The 2,692-nt window shown below is 48.0% G+C and carries 3 protein-coding genes; 1 reads left to right on the forward strand and 2 read right to left on the reverse strand.

Going from position 1 to position 2,692, the window contains the following annotated elements; genetic code table 11:
• A partial coding sequence (locus AAGC65_RS25790) for a hypothetical protein (RefSeq protein WP_343115328.1) occupies positions 1–203 on the forward strand: 203 nt, incomplete at its 5' end.
• 231 nt (positions 204–434) lie between these two features.
• Here the strand turns inward: AAGC65_RS25790 and xylA are convergent.
• Complete coding sequence (gene xylA / locus AAGC65_RS25795) at positions 435–1,763, reverse strand: xylose isomerase (RefSeq protein WP_343115329.1); 1,329 nt, start codon at positions 1,761–1,763, stop codon at positions 435–437.
• Between the two features lie 59 nt (positions 1,764–1,822).
• A partial coding sequence (locus AAGC65_RS25800; protein ID WP_343115330.1) for an FGGY-family carbohydrate kinase occupies positions 1,823–2,692 on the reverse strand: 870 nt, incomplete at its 5' end.

Raw genomic sequence — 2,692 nt, forward strand, 5'->3', positions numbered from 1 at the left:
CGGCTACTGTTGAAGTTTGGGGCGGGCCCGATAAAGATCACCTTAAACTATTGGGCACAGCCAAAGGCGTTACGCCACCGGTACCGGGGCAATCGGTAGCAACTGATACGTTTTGCGATTTTAAAGCAACACCGGTAAGTTACCTGCATATCAAGTGCAAAAATCAGGGCTGGTTATTGGTTGATGAGGTGTTTTTGAATTGATAACATGCTGGCTCTTTAACCGCAGAGATACGGAGGAGGCACGGAGCTACACAGAGCATGTCATTTCATCAAGAGAATAAGCAGAGTTTCGGGAGAAATCGGAGAAATCAAAAATCAATCAGTGAATTCCAAAAGGAAAATCCTGATGATCCCTCCCAATCAAGGAAATCATGATAAAAAAAAGCCTTGCCGGCACCCCGGCAAGGCCACACACAACCTACGTAATTGTTATTATATATAACGGTTAATCAGGTTCTCTAAATATTCCTGGCGGCCACTGGCTGCCTTTGGTTCACCGTTTTCGGCAGCGTACTGGCGCAGGTCTTCTAATGACAGCTTGCCTTCTTCGTAGGCTTTGCCCTGGCCACCATCAAACGACGCGTAACGGTCTTTACGGATCTTTTTGTACTCTGATTTTTGCAGGATCTGATCGGCAATTACCAATGCACGTGCAAACACATCAACACCGCCCACATGCGCGTGGAACAGGTCGGCCGCGTCGGTTGAGTTACGGCGTATCTTGGCATCAAAGTTTATACCGCCGCCTAAAAAGCCACCGGCTTCTAAAATGATCAGCATGTATTCAGTTACTTCGGTAATATCATTCGGGAACTGGTCGGTGTCCCAGCCGTTCTGGTTATCGCCGCGGTTAGCGTCAATAGAACCTAATAGGCCCGAATCGGCAGCTACCTGTAATTCGTGCTGGAAGGTATGGCCCGCTAAAGTAGCGTGGTTTACTTCCAGATTCAGTTTAAAATCATTCAGCAGGTCGTATTTCTGTAAAAAGCCCAATACAGTTGCCGCATCATAATCATACTGATGCTTGGTTGGCTCGCATGGTTTTGGCTCGATAAAGAAAGTACCTTTAAAGCCTTGTTTGCGGGCGTAATCTTTAGCGGTATGTAAAAAGCGGGCCAGGTGCTCCTGCTCGCGTTTCATATCGGTATTTAGTAACGACATGTAACCTTCGCGGCCACCCCAGAAAACGTAGTTCTCGCCACCCAAAGCAATGGTAGCATCAATTGCGGCTTTCACCTGTGCACCTGCATGCGCCAATACATGAAAATCGGGATTGGTTGAGGCACCGTTCATATACCTGCTGTGGCTGAATACGTTGGCCGTGCCCCAAAGCAGTTTTACACCACTTGCGGCTTGTTTTTGTTTGGCATATTCAACCAATGCCTGTAAGCGGCGTTCGTTCTCGTTAATGTCATTGGTGTAATCAACCACATCAATGTCGTGGAAACAATAGTATGGCAGATCTAATTTGGTGATAAATTCAAAAGCGGCATCCATTTTATCTTTAGCACGCTCAACGGCATCGCTTTTTGCATCCCATGGGAAAACATGCGTAGGGCCGCCAAACGGATCGGCGCCGGTACCGCAGAACGAGTGCCAATAAGATACTGCGAAGCGCAGATGATCTTTCATGGTTTTGCCTGCTATAACTTTATCTGCATCGTACCACCTGTAGGCTAAAGGGTTGTCTGACTGAAGGCCTTCATATTTTATCTGACCGATCTCTTTAAAAAATTCTGTGTTTCCGGTTGTTACGCCCATATAATTATTTATTGATATTTTGAATTAGTGAATGTGTGAGTTATGATAAAGTTTAGGTATTAATTAATGCTCAGTTCGCGTTCGAGCAGGGTTTTCCATTCCTGGTAAACAGGTTCCATAGTTTGTGCTGATGGTTCAACCAGTTCAAGCGGTTTGGCGTTGGCAAATGCTTCGGCGGCCGACGCGAATATGCCCGCCCCTATGCCCGCGCCCAATGCGGCCCCGGCGCTGCCGTCGTTCTGGTAAAGCTCAACGGGCACGCCTGTTACGTTCACAAATGTTTCGGTAAACAGGCGGCTTAAAAACAGGTTGCTGCGACCGGCGCGTATCACGGTTGGACTCATACCGTTTTTGCGCATAATATCAAGCCCGTAACGGAAAGCACAGGCAATACCTTCCTGCACGGCACGGAAAATATGCGCGCGGGTATGCAGGTTCAGGTCGATATGGTGCAGGTGTACCCCTACCAGTTTATTGTTCAGCATACGCTCGGCACCGTTGCCAAATGGCAAAATACGCAGGCCTTCGCTGCCCAATTTTACTGTGGCGGCTTCGTCATTCATTTGATGATAGCCTATGGTGGTGCCAAATAAGTTTTTCGTCCAGCGATACAAACTGCCCGTGCCGTTTATACAAAGCAACACACCCATGCGCGGCAACTCATGCGTATAGTTTACATGCGCAAAAGTATTTACCCGCGATTGCGGATCGAAACCCAGCTGATCGCTTACGCCATATATAACCCCCGATGTTCCGGCGGTAGCCGCTACCTCGCCCGGGTTAAGCACATTTAATGATAAAGCGTTGTTGGGTTGATCGCCGGCCTTATAGGTAACCGGTATGCCAACCTTAAGCTGTAATTCGGCTGCAATCGATGGCATAACCGAGCCATGAATAGAAAATACAGGGCGTACGGGAGGAAATACCGA

The organism is Mucilaginibacter sp. (genome assembly GCF_039207105.1).
In the GTDB taxonomy this organism is placed as follows: domain Bacteria; phylum Bacteroidota; class Bacteroidia; order Sphingobacteriales; family Sphingobacteriaceae; genus Mucilaginibacter.

What these genes read in the sequence shown, in the direction of transcription:
- xylA (WP_343115329.1), bottom strand. Translation starts at nt 1,763, where the DNA reads ATGGGCGTAACAACCGGAAACACAGAATTTTTTAAAGAGATCGGTCAG.